General features: G+C 67.1%; 13 protein-coding genes. 4 read left to right on the top strand and 9 right to left on the bottom strand.

What is annotated here, in order from left to right; translation table 11 throughout:
- Positions 1–1,962, top strand: a 1,962-nt coding sequence (locus tag JOC24_RS32910) for a hypothetical protein (RefSeq protein WP_205024097.1), incomplete at its 5' end; no start/stop codon positions are given.
- Complete coding sequence (locus JOC24_RS32905; protein ID WP_205024096.1) at positions 1,959–2,504, top strand: hypothetical protein; 546 nt, start codon at positions 1,959–1,961, stop codon at positions 2,502–2,504. The genes JOC24_RS32910 and JOC24_RS32905, both read left to right, overlap by 4 nt.
- Positions 2,505–2,599: 95 nt before the next feature.
- Here JOC24_RS32905 and JOC24_RS32900 read toward each other — a convergent pair whose 3' ends face one another.
- The 9 genes from JOC24_RS32900 to JOC24_RS32860 all read right to left on the bottom strand — a co-directional run bounded on the left by JOC24_RS32900 (position 2,600) and on the right by JOC24_RS32860 (position 11,651).
- The gene (locus JOC24_RS32900) at positions 2,600–3,058 is read right to left on the bottom strand and encodes a hypothetical protein (RefSeq protein ID WP_205024095.1); all 459 of its coding nucleotides are present in this window, start codon (positions 3,056–3,058) and stop codon (positions 2,600–2,602) included.
- A gap of 128 nt (positions 3,059–3,186) precedes the next feature.
- A complete protein-coding gene (locus tag JOC24_RS32895; protein ID WP_205024094.1) occupies positions 3,187–4,176 on the bottom strand; it encodes a MarR family transcriptional regulator in 990 nt (329 codons plus the stop codon).
- 370 nt (positions 4,177–4,546) lie between these two features.
- Positions 4,547–5,824 carry a hypothetical protein gene (locus JOC24_RS32890; protein WP_205024093.1) on the bottom strand — a complete coding sequence of 426 codons (1,278 nt, stop codon included), beginning with the start codon at positions 5,822–5,824 and terminating at the stop codon, positions 4,547–4,549.
- Positions 5,821–6,084, bottom strand: coding sequence for a hypothetical protein (locus JOC24_RS32885; RefSeq protein ID WP_205024092.1), 264 nt, complete (start codon positions 6,082–6,084; stop codon positions 5,821–5,823). The genes JOC24_RS32890 and JOC24_RS32885 overlap by 4 nt, the downstream gene beginning before the upstream one ends.
- Positions 6,081–8,732 (bottom strand): SUMF1/EgtB/PvdO family nonheme iron enzyme, encoded by a 2,652-nt coding sequence (locus JOC24_RS32880; RefSeq protein ID WP_205024091.1) that lies wholly within the window; start codon positions 8,730–8,732, stop codon positions 6,081–6,083. The genes JOC24_RS32885 and JOC24_RS32880 overlap by 4 nt, the downstream gene beginning before the upstream one ends.
- A complete protein-coding gene (locus tag JOC24_RS32875) occupies positions 8,729–9,514 on the bottom strand; it encodes a class I SAM-dependent methyltransferase (RefSeq protein ID WP_205024090.1) in 786 nt (261 codons plus the stop codon). Before JOC24_RS32875 ends, JOC24_RS32880 begins: the two co-directional genes overlap by 4 nt.
- Positions 9,515–9,735: 221 nt before the next feature.
- The gene (locus JOC24_RS32870) at positions 9,736–10,935 is read right to left on the bottom strand and encodes a methyltransferase domain-containing protein (RefSeq protein ID WP_307792819.1); all 1,200 of its coding nucleotides are present in this window, start codon (positions 10,933–10,935) and stop codon (positions 9,736–9,738) included.
- A 2-nt stretch (positions 10,936–10,937) separates the two neighbouring features.
- Positions 10,938–11,075 (bottom strand): hypothetical protein, encoded by a 138-nt coding sequence (locus tag JOC24_RS32865; RefSeq protein ID WP_205024089.1) that lies wholly within the window; start codon positions 11,073–11,075, stop codon positions 10,938–10,940.
- Between the two features lie 363 nt (positions 11,076–11,438).
- Positions 11,439–11,651: a hypothetical protein gene (locus tag JOC24_RS32860; protein WP_205024088.1), complete on the bottom strand. Its 213-nt coding sequence runs from the start codon at positions 11,649–11,651 to the stop codon at positions 11,439–11,441.
- A gap of 770 nt (positions 11,652–12,421) precedes the next feature.
- On the opposite strand from JOC24_RS32860, the gene JOC24_RS32855 reads away from it, so the two are divergent.
- Positions 12,422–13,261, top strand: coding sequence for a helix-turn-helix domain-containing protein (locus tag JOC24_RS32855; RefSeq protein WP_205024087.1), 840 nt, complete (start codon positions 12,422–12,424; stop codon positions 13,259–13,261).
- Complete coding sequence (locus JOC24_RS32850; protein WP_205024086.1) at positions 13,258–13,467, top strand: DUF397 domain-containing protein; 210 nt, start codon at positions 13,258–13,260, stop codon at positions 13,465–13,467. Before JOC24_RS32855 ends, JOC24_RS32850 begins: the two co-directional genes overlap by 4 nt.
- The last annotated feature ends 139 nt before the right edge of the window (positions 13,468–13,606 follow it).

Raw genomic sequence — 13,606 nt, 5'->3', positions numbered from 1 at the left:
GCGGCGGACTGGAGCGGCGAGAACGCCACCATCACCCGAGAGTTCGTGACGAAGACAGCGAAGCAGTTCACCGACGCGGCCGAAGAGGCGAAGAGTGTCCTCGGAATCCTGCGGGGCGCGCACACCGACTTCACGAAGCACAAGGCAGACCTGCGCACGGCTATCGACAGCCTCGCGAAGGGCAATATCGGGGTGAACGGCAACGGCACGGTCAGGGCATCCGTGCCCTCCGGCGCGGCGGCCGGTGACGGCGACATCCGCACGCCTACCGACGACGAACTCGGCGTCGCCCAGCGCCGGATCACCCGCATCTTGTGGGAGGCCACGGAGACCGACCGGATCGCAGCGCGCGCCCTGCGCAAACTCGCCAAGAACGCCCATGACTTCACCGAGAAGGGCCCGGACAGTCTCAAACAGGCCGACGCGGAGCAGGGCAAGGCGGACGCGGAGTACTGGCGCAGGCAGATCGCCAAGGGGCACGTCGAGGACTGGGACGAGGACAAGCTCCGCCGGTTCGACGAGATGCTCAAGAATCAGCGCGACAACCCGGCTTTCACCGAGGATTTCGCCACCGGCCTGCGCGCCGACGGCACTCTCCAGCTCTGGCGCGACCTCGCCGACCCCGGCCATGGCGACGTGCCCGGAGGCGAGCGGGCCAAGCTCCTGGGCGATGTACAGCAGAACCTCAGCATGTCGCTGGCCAACGCCTCGCACAGCCAAACCCCCGAGATGGAGGCGTGGAAGAAAGACATGATCGCGGCCGGAAGCAAGCAGTACGGCCACGAGGGCCTCATGGTCAAACCGTACGGCTTCCAGATCATGAGCAACCTGATGGTCAAGGGTTCCTTCGACAAGAACTTCCTGAACGACTACGGCAACGCGCTGCACTCCTTCGAGAAGGAGAAGGCGCCCTTCGAGCCGAAGGACTACTGGGGCAACCCGGGTGTCGCCGCACAGCTCGACTACACCGCCAAGGGAGAGGGGGGCGACTTCGGCGAACCGGGCAGCGACCCGATGGCCGGCTTCCTCACTGCGGCGTCCCATAACCCGGACTTCGCCACGGAACTCTTCAACCGTGACGACATGGCGGACTATCTCCTGAAGGACCGCGCCTTCTACGACGAGGACGACCCGTTCGGGAAGGGCGACGGCACGGTGCAGTCACGGGACACGCTGGGCAGGGCGCTGCTGGCGGCGGGCACCGGCCTCAACCCGGACCAGCCGAACGTCATCACCTCGTACGAGCACACCGACGCCCAGCACGAGGTCATGAGCGGCGCGTTGAGCCGACTCTCGGACAAGGGGGACGACTTCCCGCCTGAGCTACGTGACGACATGGCCGCACTATTGGGCAACTACGGCGACGAAGTGCACCAGACGGCGAGCTCATTGAATAAGCACGCCACCCCGCTGGACTACGAACAGCTACTCGAAGTGTCGAAACAGGTCTCCCGCGACCAGAATGCCTACGGCATGATGACGGAGGGCCTGAACCAGGCGATCGTCGCCGATTTTCACGCGGAGCACAAGGGAGACCCCGAGGAGGAATTGCAGAGGGCGGGACAGTCCGTCGGCTTCATGGAAGCTGCTCGCTATGCCGCGATCGACACCGACAAGGAGGACCCCTCCTGGCCTGCCAAATGGGGCTACCACACGGTGGGTGGAGCCGCGAACTTCATCCCCGTCGTGGGCGATGCCGTCCAGCGCGGTGTGGACTCGGCAGCGTACGCCTGGCAGCTCGAGGAGCAGAACCGCATCGACGACAAGGCAAAGATCGACGTCAGTGAGACCTTTGATTCCAGGCAGACGTATCTGGCGGCGCTGGGAGAGGAGTGGTCGTCGGTCAACCCCGACCACAGACTGTCCCAAGAAGGCAATGAATACCTGCGTGAGGGGTCCAGCGGAAATTCGGCGTTCAACGGAAACAGCACCGCCAACCGGATAGCAGGCAACACCGAATGATCACGACATCCTGGGGCGGCACTCGCCGCACCGCACCGTCCCTCGCCGTAGCCGCAGCCCTTCTGACTGGGCTGACGGCGTGCGCAGGCTCCGCCGGCTACACCACGCCCAAGTCTCTCTGCGACCGCACCGTCGACCCCGACCTGCTGAAACCACTGCTGCCCGACGGTGAGAAGGTCAAAGCCGAGCAGCAGGCGGTAGGGGATCCGACGACGTCGAAGTGCGTCGTGACAGTGGACGGGTCCAACGCGCTGTACGTGAATGAGTACCGGGACCAGAATTACCTGGACGTGCAGAAGGAGCAGCAGAAAACATCTGCCGACCGCAATCCGCAACCGTCCGGGACATCGGAGAACGCGGTGATAACCGACGATGCGTACGTATCGCTGAGCCCGTGTCCCGAACGTGGCAGCAAGAGCAACTACATTCTCAGAATCACCCGGGCCGTCCCCCTCGACCAAGCCCGCAAGCAACGTTCCGAGCTGGAGAAGTTCGCGACGGCCTACCGTCCGGAAGGGCTGCGCGCCATGGGGTGCAGGTAGGGCTCGGCAGGAGCCCCGGGTCCGGCCGATATACCCGGTGGGGCGCTGGTCCGCCGCCACCGGGCCCATCGTCCGGGGGGCCTGGTACGGGGGCCTTACTTGAGCTTGTACGAGCAGGGCTTGCCCGTCTTGCCGCCCTCGTTCTCGACGACCGTCTTACCGTCCACCATGATCGAGCACCCTGCCGCAACCAGCATGCCGTCGGCCGCGGTCATGGTGCCCGGCGTCACGATCACCAGGCGGCCGACCTCGCGCTCCGCGCCCCGCGGGGCGATAGTGGCCGTCTTGGTCCACGGCAGGTCCACCTCGGCGAAGTCCGAGTCGTCGAGGGTGTACATGACCTTGCTCTTGCCCGTCCCCTCGACCTTGATCGTCACCTCGTGCGAGGCGCCCCCATCCACGGCGTCCCCGCCTGCCATCTCCGGCTTCGCGGACTCCTGAGCGGTGGGGGTGCCCCCCTTGCCCGCGTCGGCCGGCTTCTCCTCGCCACCACCGCAGCCCGTCAGCAGAGCTGCCGCCAGAACGAAGGACGTTGCGGTAAGTGTCTTGCGCATTGCTTCCCCCATGATCGGTGTCACCCGGCGTCTCGACAGACCCCGGACCCGGGAAGCCTAGTCAGGCACATCGACAGGCATCCCTCCGGGCTCGGCCGGAGCGTACGACTGTCGACCCCGAGGCGCGGTCAGGGTGTCCGCATCAGGTTGCGCATGCTGCCCACCAGCGCGTGCACGTCCCGCTCGCCGGGCAGTGGGGTCGCTGCGTCTGCCGGGTCCGGCGCCCCCGCCTGAACGGCTGTGCGGCAGGGGCGGCAGAGACCGTCCGGGAGCGCGTCGGCCGGGCCCGGGCGGCCGCATTCGGCACACTCGACCAGGAGAGGGCGGCGCACGGCCGACGCATCCCGGCCCGCAGCGGGGGCGGAGGGCAGCCGAGGGGGAATCTTGTCGGTGAGACGGCGGCGTACGAAGCCGACGGGCGAGCCGATGAGGGCCGGGAGCCCTGCGGCCAGGGCCTGGATCAGGTAGTCGGCGTCCACTCCACGGGCGAACCACTCGGCAGCAAGCCGCTCCAGCGCGGCGCAGTCCCCGGCGGAAAGGGCGAGCCGGGGCTCGATGCGGCCGAGCCGGGCCAGAGCGAGATACCCGGGCGAGGGCGCGGCGCTGTCCGGGGCCGGGCCGGCCGGTTTCCTCTGCTGCGGCACCGCGAGGGCGGCAAGCTTCTCCTGGGGTGTGGGCACCGGCGGCCCGACAGGGGCGTCCGGGGCCCCGGCCGCCCCCTCCCCGGCCAGGTGGGAGGCCCACCACTCGTTGTCGCGGGCGGTACGGGACCAGAACGTACGGGTCACCCAGCGGCTCTGGCCGAGGGTTTCGACACGGCAACGTACGTGGCGGAGGTGTCCGGCTACCGCGAGGGTGCGCAGTGCCGTGCCGATGGCCATCTGCCCGTACAGCGGAAGGTCCTTGGCGAGCGACTTGATGTCCATGGCCGCACCGTCGGGGAGATGGTCGACGTAACCGGCGACGTACCGCTCACGCTCGAGGAGGAGGGCGAAGTCAGCTGCCTGAGGCGGGGACTGGGCAGGCACGGAGCGCTTGCCGTAGCCGCTGCGGGCCTGGCGGTACGAGCGTGAGGGTGCGGGGGCAGAGGGGGCGGAGCTAGTCTGCTGGGTAGCCACGAGATCGTCCTCAGGTTTTCGATCTTGGGGTGAGACCCCGGCTGGTGCGTCCAACACCGTGCCGGGGTCGTTTCGTTGAGGGCACCGTAAGCACCCACGACTCTGCGCCGCAAGCCGGTCACGATTAGTCATACTTGCTGGCCGTGACGGGGTAGGGAGGGTGGTCAGGTTTCCCCAAACCACCTTTTTTACCCCCCGGATGAACAACATCGCTCGAATCCCGGCCCTCGGATCCCGACCTCCGAGTCCCGAAGCTCAAGCGCCGGGCCGGGAGCCTCGCACGTACCCACGAACGAGTGACGGGAACGTCTCCGGCACTCGAACCCCGGCACCCGAGACCCGGGTTCCGGGACTTGAGCTTCGGGGTGGGCTACGGCCTGCCGCCCCCGCGCAGCGATGAGAGCACCAGCCGCCCGTAACGCGTCGCTAGAGCACCAGCGGTCACGACCAGAGAAATCCCTAGCGCAACGAGTAGGTGACTGACGGATTCGTCGCCGACGACCTGGAGCACGCCGAGCGCGGTTCCGAGCGGCAGACCCAGGACCGTGAGCGCTCCCAGTGCGCCGCTGATCTGCTGGCTCTCCTGCGTCTGCACCAAACGGCTGTAGTCAGCGGCCTCCGCCAGGATCTCCCCGAAGCGGTCGGCCAGCCGATGCTGGTTCTGGAAGGCGAGCAGCAGCTCGTTGGCCGGGCCGTGGGCCGTCAGGTGCTGGCGCCAGTAGGTACTTCGGAAGGCCGCGATGCTGCGCTCCAGCGTGGCGACTCTCCGTGCCAGCGGGCTGGTATCGAAGACATCCGAGAGTTCGTCGGTGAGTTCGTCGATATGGTCACGCTGCAGCGACCCGAGCAGCAGCGCGTCCAGGTAGACGGTGCGCGAGTGCAGGGCCCCGAACGCGTAGAAGTCCCCGTCCCCGGTGTCGGCTCGGTGACCGAGGAAGGCAGCTCCCTGCCGCAACACCAGGGCACTCCAGTCCGCCGAGATGCGTACGGCGTTACCGAGCTCCACGGCGGCGGTCTCCGGGGCGAGCGGAAAGTCGGCCGGGGTCGACCGTGACGCCAGCTGCCAGAGCCAGCGATCGGCAGTATCCGGAAGTTCCCCTTCATAGCCTGCACGGAGTGCAGGACCGTGACCGGCCTCGGGGGTAAGGAAAGCGACCGTGTAGGGGCGGGAGATGGCGAACGTCCCAGTCCCGCTGGTGACCTCGGCCAGTTCGGCGAGGAGCACCGCAGGATCCAGCGGACCGGTGAGCATCGCGGCATCGCCGTCGGCGGCAGCCCGCCCGGCTATCGCACGCACCACAGGCAGGAGAGGTCTGGTCACCGTGAAGTGCAGCACTGCGAAGGCGTGTTCGGGATTGCGGGCAGTGGCAGTGCGAAGAAGCTCCATGCCGATGAGGTGCACGCCGTTGTGTACGACCGATGTCGGCCGGTACCAGCGGCGGGGCCTGCCCGGTGCGCCGTACAGGACGCGTGCGGAGGCGGGGGCGAAGTACGTCGCCCTCGTCTCGGCGTCAGTGCGGCGGCTGCCCAGCTCGAAGGGGAATGGCCCCTGATCCCATTCCGGAGTCCTCAGCAGGCGCACCGGTACGACAACCGTCAGCTCCTGGCGAGCCCCGGTGACGGTCTCGAGGGGGAGCGACGCGTTCATCCGTAGTACTCGGACGGGTCGGGCTGGTCGAGGCGGATGACGAACTCCGCTCGGTCGGGGCTGGTTCCCGAGACGTAGAAGCGGACACGTTCTCCCGTACGGATGGTCCGGAACCCCTCGGTTACGATCTGCCGGTAGTCGAAGCCGTAGTACCGCTCGTCCTCGTCATCCTGAACGATGTAGGACCCGAGGGTGCCGTTCACTCCCCCGCCGCTCGACCGCCGGTCGATGATCGTTCCGTGGCGAGGCTCGCCGCTCATACCGTCATCTCCCCGGTGTCCGTGACATCTTCCACGCATCGGAAACCCACCGCGTTGCTCCCACCGCGCTTTCGGTAGATCCCCTTGCTGCTCACCTGTACCGCGCGCATCGGATTGTCGTAGCTTCCACCGCAGATGACGGCCTCACCTGGATCGCCAAGACTGGTGGACGTCCACTCCCAGCAGTTGCCCACCATGTCCCCGATGCCGAAGGGAGACCGGTTACCGGGCCGTTCGGTCGCCGGGGTCACCCATGCCCTGCGTACGGCGTCACCCGCAAAGTCCTCGTACCAGGCTTGGTAGGTGACAACGGAGTGCCCGACCCATGAGTCCGCACAGTTGACCAAGTCGGCGTCCGGGGCATCGCCCCACGGGAACAGCCGCCCGTCCGTACCGCGCGCCGCGGCTTCCCATTCCAAGGACGTAGGCAACCTCTTGCCCTCGAATGCAGCGAAGGCGTAGGCACTCCACCAGTTGACGCAGACAGCCGGGTACGCGTCGAATCGTGCGTCCGTGTAGTAGCCGGCCTCGCGCAGCCGGTCGGTCCACGGGTGGTGCGTGACATTGGCCGGCTGGTCGGGATGGTCCCACGGAGAGGTGCCGTCGCTGTTGAGCGCTTCGAGGAAGCGGCGGTAGCGCGCCACAGTCACGGCGTCACGATCGAAGCGCACGGATCGCGGTACTCGGCACAGAACCAGCCGTTCCGCGGGGCCGACGAGATAGGTCCCGGCGGGCAGGACGCAGTCGTCGGTCGCCGGGCTCCCGGGCAGGCCCGCGAGGAACGCCCGCACCTGCTCGGTGATGAATGCGCCGCCCGGCACATCCGCTGCCGTGTCCCGGTGCTCGGCCACAGCCAGATACCGCGCAGCCAGTAGCGCCTGGTAGGCAGTGTGCACGAAGGCGACCTGGTCGGAGTCCGCCTGTCGCAGCAAAGGAAGGAGCACACAGGCGTCGAAGGCCAGCCGCCCGCCGGTGAACGCGCTCATCCCCAACGACCGGTGCAGGTCGAGAAGGGAGAAGACGGTCTGGTCGGTCACAAAAGCGTGCCCGAACGAAGCGGTCATGCGCTCTTCGATACCTGGTCGGCCCTGCACGGCCAGTGTCTGCGTGATGTGCGCGCCGAGGATATCGGCGAGCGGCTGACCGGGAGGAAGCGCCAGCGACTCCGTGAGTCGCTTCTCCAACGGTGTCGCATCGGGTTCGGCGAGGCGTACGAGGTGGAAGTGCGGGACCCTCGCCGGGTCGACTCCGTTGGCGTACATCTGCTCGACGAGCTGCTCGGAACGGCCGGCTCCACTGTCCAACAGTTGGCGTACCTGTGGCGAGTCGGCCAGAAAGGACACCCGCGAACTCATGACCACGGCGGACTCGGCAGAGAGAACAGCCGCGAGGTCGGCGAAGAGCCGCAGGAAGCCGGCAGGACTTGATTCATCTACACCCTCGTCAACCGCGTCGAGAACGCAGAGCGCGGTGCCTGATCGGATCAGGTAGAGGAAGAGGTCGTAGGCACAGGAGCGGTCCGACGCCATGGACGGCGCCAGGAGCCGCCCGGCGTACTCGGAGAACGGCTCGTCCTTGGGTTTGAGCCCGAGATCGAAGTAGAAGCGGAACCGCCGGATTTCGGGGTTGGACGCCAGGGAGCGCAGAAGAGTGCTTTTCCCGCTTCCGGAGCGGCCGGTGACGAGCACGTTGGCGCTGCCCCGAGCGAGGCGGGTTAGTAGCTCCGCAGCGTCCTCGGACTCCGCCATCCGGGATTCGCCGGTGTGCGGGTCGGTGGACAGTACAGCTGCACTGATCGGGACGTGGGGCCCTGCGTGCCCGACCGAGGACGAGATGGTCCCGATATGCGTATCGAGGTTGATGAGTGTCTCGACGAAGCCGTCGTAACGGACGATCCGGAAGTCGAGTCCGAGCAGGTCGTGAAGTGCGCCGGAGGCTGCGCTTCCGTTGTCGTCCTCCAGAACGACGAACCTGGTGAGCTTGGGCAACCGGGTCCGCAGCAACTCGCCGCCGGTGGTGGCGAGGACCGTGCTCAGGTCGTCCGCCTCCTGGGAGAGCATGAGTTCCACGTACTCGAACCGCATACCTGATTCGCGACAGAACAGCTGGTAGACGGTATCGGGGCTGAGAACGAAGCGCTTGGCCTGCCGGTAGCCCAGGGTGACGTACAAACCCGCCAGGAACTCACAGCGTCTGGCCACCTCTGGGGCCACATCAGGTTCTCCACCGAGGAGCGCCGTACTTCCCGTGTTCGTGAACCAGACCAGCACATCCACGAGGCGGCGTACCGCCAGGAGGCCGTCCTCGTCGCTGATGTCGTATCCGTCGTGCGTGGAGCGGTTGCGGAGCCGGCGGATGTCGTCGAGGGCGTCCATCACCGTGCTGCTGCGGATGTGCGGACGGCAGCGCTTGACCAGGTCGTTCAACGCCTTGGTCGTGGGGTCGCCCTCGATGTTGTGGTGACGCCATAACTCCTTGAGGAGCTTCTCGGTCAGCTTCCCGACGAGCGCCACGGCATTTTCGGGATAGCCGTCGTTGAGGCTGCGTAGGGGACGCTCGAGGTCGAGCCCGAGGTGGTCCGCGATCCGCGAATGATCGTCCAGTTCGCTCCGGAGCCGACGCAGTCGTTCATCAACCACAGTGCTCATTCGCCCCCACCTCGCTGCTTCTCCGCTTCGCCCAGGACGAAGGCGAATCGGTCGGGAAACACAAGGACGGGCTCGGGGTGAGCTGCGCTCATCTCTTCGATGCCCTTCTCGATCTCACCGTCGCTGAAGGTGGAGAGCAGCGACATGTAGCGAGCGCGCACCATGCCGAAGTACCTGTCCCGGTCGATGCGCAGCTCGTGCTCTACGTGGGTGAGCCCTGCCTTCATCCCGGCGGATTCCAGATGGCCCACGATGTCGGCCGGGTCCGGCTGGAGCTCCTCGAAACGGGTGAGTGCCGCATTGAACAGCGGATACCGGATCGTGGCCGGGAGCATGACCACCAGCAAGCGCCCACCGGGCGCCAGCCGGGCGGCCAGTCCTCGCAGTGTCCGCGCCGGGTCCGGGAGATGGTGAACCGACTCCTTCAACCACATCGCGTCGAGCTGGCCCTGCGGCAGCGCGACGTCGCCATCAGCGATGTTCTCCGCCGAGGCAACGACCGGCATCAGGCCGGGCGGGGGTGGCGTGCCGATCTGGCGCAGCATCGCTTCCGATGGGTCGGCGCAGAGGACAGGGTGGGTGGGCCGGACGTGGTTCGCCACTTCCCGCGCGAACAGCCCTGTGCCACAACCGATGTCGGCGATGCGGTCAGTGCCCGTAAGCCGTAGCGCTTCGGCTATGCGAGCCGCCATCCAGGGGATGTAGCTCGGCCCGTACACCCAGTGATCGTCGTACGCGGCGGCGAGTCCTTCGTAGTGCCCTCGTACATCGCGCCGCTCCACAGTCCCCCCTCGTACGTCACCGTCCCTGATGACGTCCTCGTCGGCGCCAGGCTATCGCGGAGTGCGCGACCACCAACAGCGTGTAATGCGCCGCTTGTCCTGCGCCGCGCGTCCGGGGAACCCGCCGACGACCGCTCCATACCGAGATTGCCCCATGAGGAGCGTCGTCCGGTGCGTGCGATCGCGAGGCGGCCGGAAGTGTCCGCGCCGAAGGCTGCCCTTCACTCGTTCCGCGCGCGGGGCCCCGGAGCCCACCGGGGCACGGGGTTGGCCGGAGCGTCGAGCCACACCACGTGGCCGCGGTGATCCACGGTGAGGCCGAACCGGTCGAAGTCCGGTTGGCCCTGCTGGTACCACCACCGCCACGCGGCCTCCAGTTCACGCCACAGGTCTCGACGCCCTGACTGCACGACGCGGAAGGAGGTCTCCCCACTCGTGTAGTCGGCTGACGCCCAGCTCGTCCTCCCTCTGTCGAACAGCCACAGCCGGTAGGAGTCCTCCCGCACGTCCGACACACGGCAGAACATGTCCGGGACCTGCACACCGATCGCGAACATGTGGATCCACTCGCCCACGTCGTCGGGTGACAGTGTCGTCCTGGACTCCACGCCCCCGGCGGGCCAGAGGTCCTCGTCGAGGAAGTCGCTCGCGGGCGGCAGGTTCCGTCTTTGCCCGCGGAGCCGCATGAAAGCCGACGAGCCGACGAACCGGCCGGTCAGCACTCCGGCCTCCGTGACCGTGAGCCTGGCCACCGCCTCACCGCCATACACGGGGCCCCAGGGGGCCACGATCACCGCCCCCGGTTTGGTCTGGCCCACCCACTGGTCCGGAATGCTCCCGACCGAGCACGTGGCAATGATCCGGTCGTACGGCGCATCCTTGCCGTAGCCGCGCGTGCCGTCGCCGACGATGGCCTTCGGATGGAAATCCGCAGCCATGAGCCGGGCGCGGGCCGTGGCTGCGATCTGCGCGTCCACCTCGACCGTGACGACGTTCATGTCTCCGAGCCGGTGGCACAGCAGAGCGGCGTTCCAGCCCGTGCCCGTGCCGATCTCCAGCACCCGGTGACCGGCCTCGACGTCGAGCGCCGCAAGCATGGAGAACACCATCGTGGGCATCGAGTTGGAGCAGGACGGCGTACAACCCCGGCCAGGGCCCGTGTGCCTCCCGTCGTCCCACTGTGTCGTGATCGGAGCATCCGTGTACACGGTCTTCCACCACAGTTCCGGGTCTTCCGACCGAACCACCTGGTCGTCCTGGCGGTTCGCTCCCGCTCTCCCCGGCCAGATGACATCCGGGACGAAGAGGTGACGGGGCACCGCCTTGAAGGCCGGCAACCAGTCGGAAGCCAGCACACCCTTTTTCATGAGCCCGGAGGCCAGCCCGCCAGGACCGGCCTCCGACATCGTCTCCTCGGACACGGTCAGCGCCCGTCCGCCGGTGTCTGCCCGTCGCTGCTGTTACCGCCTTCGTCGGAGCCACCTCCGCCGTGCTTGTTGCCCGAGTCGCTGTCGTCCTGCGGGTTTCCTCCGTCGGCCTGAAGCAACCAGAACGGGTTCATAGAGGTGTCCTCTCGGTGTTTCGTCGAATCGTTCTCTTGCGACCCGCCCTGCCGAGGGCGGGGGTGGAGCCCCGCCTCCCGGCGGGTACCGAGTCCGGGGAGGCGGGAGACCAGGGGATGGCGGTGTCCTTCGCGGCGAAGTGGTCCCGGACCATGCGGTCCAGCTCGGCGATGCAGGCCTCGCAGCCGTACATCGGCGCGTCCATCCCGCGTGATGAGACGGGCCCGAGCCACATCACCAGCAGTCCTGAGCGTCGGCAGTACAGCCAGCACCTGCCTGCCACCCACTGCCGGCCGCCCGTTTCGGACCGGCCAGGACTCGGCCGGGTCAAAGGGGCGAAGTCATGCGAGGGCGGGGCGAGGTCATGCGAGGGCAAGACAACCCGGACAGTTCACGGCGCGAGCCCATACATCCTTCTCGTCACCGGCCTCACCGGCACCGCATACCGACTTCACCTCACGGGAGCGCTCAAGGTCATCAAACGGGCCGGTGACTTTGTGCACGGTCATGACGTCCTCGCCGACCGTGCCCGCCGCCCACACCGGCGTCTCCTCGGATCGCACCTTCGTGCTCATGCCCTGCCTTTCTGCCGTTGCCTGTAGAGCCTTCCGACCGCCACCACATGCTGTTTATCCGCATCGATTGCGGGTCGGATTCTCCGGAAGTGGACGCGCCACTCGAGACCGGTCGAGGGGCTCATTTCATTGAGAGGGGCGCATACACATCCCGAACCGCGCCCGGCTTTTCGTAGTACCGATCGAACATGACCGGCCCACGTCGATCACTTCCGGTCCGGCGGAAGCGAGGGCGCATTTCACGCTTCCCGGCCCCTTCGCCACAGGGGTCTTCGCCCTCATTCCCGGTCGGCCCTCCGGTGCGGGTGGTTCGCGATCTCCTCGTTGCAGCTCCGGACCGTGACGATGCTCCCTGCCGCGTGCGCTGACACCCGCTGCCGTGTCAGCGCTCCACACACGTCGCAACCCTCCACTGGCACGGGCTCCGGAGCAGGCACGTGAAGCGCCGGCACAACCGTGGGGTCACTCACCGTTCGAACTCGCTTCCGTAGTCCGGCCTCGACGTCCCTGAGCACGTGCCTGCTCGGCATGGCGTATCCAGTGCGTGGCACCCAGTCCGGGACCAGTCGCCAGAACGCATCCGCGTCGATCCGCGCGGTCGGCTCGTCCGCGTCACTGCGGCGTTGCCGGGCGGTGGGTGACCGGGGTGTGTGCTTCCAGGGCACGGCCCACTCCTCTCCGTAGTCGTATCGCTACCGGGCTCGCCCAGCGTGACGTAGAGTCAGGAGCCCTTCAACTGGGCAATAAAGAAGGAAGGATTGGGCGGCGGAATGGTCAACCGCAAGGAATTGGACCCCGGGAGCAGCCCTCGAGCAGCCTATGGCGCCCACCTGCGCAGGTTGCGGGAGGGTCGAGGCTGGAGCCAGGAAGAGCTGGCAGAGAACCTGGCATATTCCAGTCAGCATATTTCGGCTGTGGAAACCAGTCGGAAGCCGCCGACTCTCCCCTTCTCCCGCAAAGCCGATCTCGTCTTCGGCATTACCGGTTCCGCCGATTCGCTCGAGCGCGAGTGGCGCGACATGCGACACGGCTCGCTGCTGGAAGGCTTCCCCGAGTACGTGGGACACGAGGGGCGAGCAGTAGAGATCAGGCTCTACAACATTGGAATCATCCCCGGCCTGCTTCAGACACCCGAGTATGCACGGGTGTTGGCGAACAGCGCCGTGCGACGGGGTGCCATCACTCCTGAACAAGCGGATGAGCGCGTTTCGTTCCTGGCGGAGCGACAGGCGGCGTTGGCGCGACCCCGACCACCCATGGTGTTCGTGACCATGGACGAAAGCTGCCTCCGTCGACCCGTTGGAGGGTCCGCCGTCATGGCGGCCCAGTTGGAGCGTCTGGTCGAGTTCGCCGAGCTGCCGAACACGGTGCTACAGGTGGCACCGTTCGAGATAGGCGAACGACGCACGTTCGACCTGCCCGTCAACCTCTTGACGCTGCCGGATCGGTCCGTGATCTGCTATGCCGAGTCGCAGGCTCAGGGGCACCTGGACCGAGAAAGTTCGTCCGTGATGCCCATGCTGACGGCCTACCATCAGCTACAGGCCGAAGCGCTGTCGCAAGCGGCATCCGTGACCATGATCAGCCAGTTGCGAAAGGGCACCCCGTGACGACCGAATCCCCCCGCTGGTTCAAGTCCTCGTACAGCAACAACGGCGGCGACTGCATCGAGGTCGCCGCCAACCTCGTCGTCTCGCACGGCGTGGTTCCCGTGCGTGATTCCAAGGACCCGAGCGGCCCAGTTCTGCAGTTCCCCGCCGGTGCGTTCGCTTCGTTCGTCGCCGACGTGAAGGCCGGGGAGTCCGCCACCATCTGACCCGCTCCAGGCGCCCCGACCAGAACCCCGCCGCTCCACCAGCTCCGGACTGGTGGCTGCTCGACGAGACGTACGAGGCCTCCGGCGACCACCGGGGCGTACGCAACCTGGTCACGGATCTCAACGGGGTCTACAACGC

The sequence above is a fragment of the Streptomyces sp. HB132 genome (genome assembly GCF_016909575.1).
In the GTDB taxonomy this organism is placed as follows: Bacteria; Actinomycetota; Actinomycetes; order Streptomycetales; family Streptomycetaceae; genus Streptomyces.
The sequence above is the reverse complement of the archived record's forward strand: the minus strand, read 5'-3'. Positions and strand labels throughout refer to the sequence as shown.

Coding starts and splice junctions, on each gene's coding strand:
- JOC24_RS32905 (WP_205024096.1), top strand. CDS start 1,959: ATGATCACGACATCCTGGGGCGGCACTCGCCGCACCGCACCGTCCCTC.
- JOC24_RS32900 (WP_205024095.1), bottom strand. CDS start 3,058: ATGCGCAAGACACTTACCGCAACGTCCTTCGTTCTGGCGGCAGCTCTG.
- JOC24_RS32890 (WP_205024093.1), bottom strand. CDS start 5,824: ATGAACGCGTCGCTCCCCCTCGAGACCGTCACCGGGGCTCGCCAGGAG.
- JOC24_RS32885 (WP_205024092.1), bottom strand. CDS start 6,084: ATGAGCGGCGAGCCTCGCCACGGAACGATCATCGACCGGCGGTCGAGC.
- JOC24_RS32880 (WP_205024091.1), bottom strand. CDS start 8,732: ATGAGCACTGTGGTTGATGAACGACTGCGTCGGCTCCGGAGCGAACTG.
- JOC24_RS32865 (WP_205024089.1), bottom strand. CDS start 11,075: ATGAACCCGTTCTGGTTGCTTCAGGCCGACGGAGGAAACCCGCAGGAC.
- JOC24_RS32860 (WP_205024088.1), bottom strand. CDS start 11,651: ATGAGCACGAAGGTGCGATCCGAGGAGACGCCGGTGTGGGCGGCGGGC.
- JOC24_RS32855 (WP_205024087.1), top strand. CDS start 12,422: ATGGTCAACCGCAAGGAATTGGACCCCGGGAGCAGCCCTCGAGCAGCC.